General features: G+C 40.5%; 3 protein-coding genes. 2 read left to right on the top strand and 1 reads right to left on the bottom strand.

Annotated elements, in window-relative coordinates:
• Positions 1-2,372: glutamate synthase central domain-containing protein (locus tag PSN35_RS06535; RefSeq protein WP_300031131.1), on the bottom strand; the 2,372-nt coding region annotated here is incomplete at its 3' end.
• 153 nt (positions 2,373-2,525) lie between these two features.
• Between PSN35_RS06535 and yaaA the strand changes: the two genes are divergently transcribed.
• Positions 2,526-3,278 (top strand): peroxide stress protein YaaA, encoded by a 753-nt coding sequence (gene yaaA, locus PSN35_RS06540; RefSeq protein WP_300031134.1) that lies wholly within the window; start codon positions 2,526-2,528, stop codon positions 3,276-3,278.
• A partial coding sequence (locus PSN35_RS06545) for a ComF family protein (protein ID WP_367183403.1) occupies positions 3,257-3,670 on the top strand: 414 nt, incomplete at its 3' end. The genes yaaA and PSN35_RS06545, both read left to right, overlap by 22 nt.

Genomic DNA, 3,670 nt, shown 5'->3' on the forward strand with positions numbered 1-3,670 from the left:
TGTTGATGGCGCTTTTCACCTTCTGCCTGAAGAATGTCAAAATTAACACCATTAATGCGTGAAGCTGTTTCGAAGAAACATTTCTCCATTACTTCTGGCGCAAGGCCAACCGCTTCAAAGATTTGTGCACCTTTGTATGATTCTAATGTGGAAATGCCCATTTTGGCCATGACTTTAAGCATGCCTTTAGCAACACCTTTGCGGTAAGCGGCAATAATGGCTTCATCACTTTCAATATCGATCATTTCATCACGACGCGCTTGCCATAGCGCTTCAAAGGCTAGGTATGGGTTGATGGCATCTGCGCCAAAACCAGTCATTAGGCAGAAATGATGCACTTCACGTGCCTCACCTGTTTCAACCACAATACCAACTTGTGTTCTTTCGGAGCTGGCCACTAAGTAGCGATGTAGCGCCGAAGAGGCGAGTAGGCTTGAAACAGCAACACGATTGGTGCCAATATTTCGATCTGATAAGATAATTAAGCTATGGCCATCTTTAATAGCTTGTGAGCCTTGCGTGCAAATGTCATCGAGCAATTCTGAGACTTTCTTACCATCGTTAATATCGTAAGTGATGTCAATGGTTTTGCTGGTCCAACCGCGATGATTACAGTGTCTTAGTGCAGCTGTTTCTTCATTGGTTAAAATTGGATGATCAATGACTAAACGATGGGCATTTTCAGGGTTGTTGGCCAATAGATTGCCTTCAGGGCCAATTGAGCAACGCAAAGACATAACCACTTCTTCACGAATGGAGTCAATAGCTGGGTTAGTTACTTGAGCGAATAATTGCTTAAAGTAATCATAAATAATTCGAGATTGGTCCGACAAACAAGCTAACGCTGAATCGTTACCCATTGAACCTACTGGATCACGCAGTTCATTAACCAGTGGCAGTAGCATAAATTGCAATGTTTCCGTACTGTAGCCAAAGGCTTTTAAACGGTGAATTAGTGACTCTGGGTGAAAGCCATGCGCTTCTGATTCACAGCCAATCTCTGACAAGTGAATTTGTTGATCGTTTAGCCACTCTTGGTACGGGTTCTTTGCTGCAAAATCGGCTTTAATGGCCTCGTCATCTATTAATTCACCTTTATCAAAGTCAACCAAGAACATTTTTCCTGGACGCAATCTGCCTTTGGTTTTGACATTGTCTGTTGCCACATCAACCACGCCAACTTCAGAGGCCATAATCACACGATCATCATGCGTCAAGTAGTAGCGAGAAGGGCGCAGGCCGTTACGATCTAATACGGCACCAATTTGATGTCCATCAGTAAAGGCAATGGAAGCTGGGCCATCCCATGGCTCCATCATGTTTGAGAAATATTCATAAAAGGCTTTTTTCTCATCACTCATGTTGGTGTCGTTTTGCCAAGCTTCAGGCACCATCATTAATACTGCTTCTTGTAATGAACGACCGTTCATCATCAAAAATTCTAATACGTTATCAAAACTACCCGAATCAGACACTTCAGTTTCAATTACAGGCAGTGTTTTTTCTAGATTGTTGGCAAATAGCTCGCTTTCTAGTGCACCTTCACGTGCACGCATCCAGTTAAAGTTACCCTGGCGTGTATTAATTTCACCATTGTGCGACATGTAACGACATGGCTGCGCTCTGTCCCATGATGGGAAAGTGTTAGTTGAGAATCTAGAATGCACCATAGCCAGGTAAGTGGTGTAGTCAGGATTGGATAAATCTGAATAAAAATCAAGCACTTGAGAGCCCATCAACATACCTTTGTAGATGATAATGGTGGTTGATAAACTACATACATAAAACAACATGGCTTCAGATAAAGATTCATCCGTGCGAATGGTGTGAGCCGTTTGTTTTCTAATCACAAATAAGGCACGCTCGAATGCTTGCGTGTCAATATTGATAGCTTTTTCAACAATCAGTTGTTTAATCACAGGCTGAGACTCTCTTGCAATGTCACCTACGTCGGCTTTTTGCGTATCAACTGGCACATCTCGCCAGCCAATAAAAGTTTGACCTTCTTCAGCAACAGCTTGCTCCATCAGAGCCATACAATGAACGCGCTGTGTGTCATCTTGTGGGAAGAATACGTTACCAACGGCATATTCGCCTTGAGCTACTGCTACATTAAATTGAGACTTAATCTCAGCTGCAAAGAAGTCATGCGGGATATTGGTCAAAATACCAGCACCATCGCCTGTATTGGCTTCACAACCACAACCACCACGGTGATCCATGCGGCTTAACATTTCTAAAGCGTCAAGTGTAATTTGATGAGACGGCTGACCCTTTACATGGGCAATAAAACCAACGCCACAATTTTCTTTCTCGTTAGTAGGTGAGTAAAGACCGTGTGCTTTTGGTAGGTGTAATAGTTTGTTTTGCATAGTTAAAAATCTACAAAATATAAATCGAAAAATTCCATCAATTATATCCTAAAACGTTCAGCTTAATAAGTTGAAATCCCCCAGTGTCCGAGTGACTTTCATCGTGTTAATAAGGTAGAATATTGACATATTTTTTAAGTAATTTAGGCCACCATGTTAGCGGTTATTTCTCCTTCCAAAACCCAGGATTTTTCTACGCCTGATATACGTGATCATTCCACAGCTCGTCAATTAGATGAATCTGTCTCTTTGGTTGATATCTTAAAAAATAAGAACCAGGAAGAGCTGTCTAAGCTGATGTCAATTAGTGAAAAACTAGCGAAATTAAATTATGATCGATTTCAAAATTTTTCTATTCCGTTTAATTTCGACAATGCCAAACAAGCGTTATTAGCCTTTAAGGGTGATGTTTATAACGGTATTGATGCGCCCAATTTAAGCAAAAAAGATCTAGCCTTTGCGCAAGATAATTTACGCATGTTGTCAGGCTTGTATGGCGTGATTCGACCACTAGATTTAATCATGCCTTATCGATTGGAAATGGGTACCAAACTGGAGAATCCTAAAGGCAAGAATCTGTATGAATTCTGGGGTGATAAAATCTCGAAAGTACTTAATGAAGATGAGTCAGAAGTTATTATCAATCTAGCGTCTAATGAGTATTTTAAAGGTATTGATCAAAATTCCTTAAACGCTAAAATTATCAATATTGCTTTTAAGGAATTTAAAGGTGATAAATATAAAATTATTGGCATATATGCCAAGCGAGCCCGTGGATTAATGGTGCAATACATGATTAAAAATCGCATTCAAAATCCGCAAGATTTAAAAGCATTTAATTGGGAAGATTATCAATTCAAAGAAGAATTATCAGACGCTAAAACATGGGTGTTTACACGGGGTTAATACCAAAACAAGCTTGTGCGCTTTGCACTGAGCAAGCGCAATTTTGCGTCTGTCATACCTGTGAGCAAAGCTTTGTAGTTAGTGACCATCGTTGTCGCTCATGCGCGACACCTTTAAACTCTGATTTGAATTTTTGTGGCGCTTGTTTGAGTCATGCACCTCTATTTTCCAATGCGTACACTTTGTATGATTATTCTGGCAGTTGCGCTCAACTAATTAAACTTTTTAAGTTTGATCACCAACTATGCATTGGCGATTTCTTTGCGCATCGGCTTTATGATAAATACATGGATATTATTGCCAGCCATGGCGAATATGACGCCATTATCCCTTTGCCACTAAGCAAACAACGTTTGCGTGAACGTGGCTACAATCAAACCCACGAGCTGTTA

This window comes from Candidatus Thioglobus sp., assembly GCF_028599055.1.
In the GTDB taxonomy this organism is placed as follows: domain Bacteria; phylum Pseudomonadota; class Gammaproteobacteria; order PS1; family Pseudothioglobaceae; genus Thioglobus_A.

What these genes read in the sequence shown, in the direction of transcription:
- yaaA (WP_300031134.1), top strand. Translation starts at nt 2,526, where the DNA reads ATGTTAGCGGTTATTTCTCCTTCCAAAACCCAGGATTTTTCTACGCCT.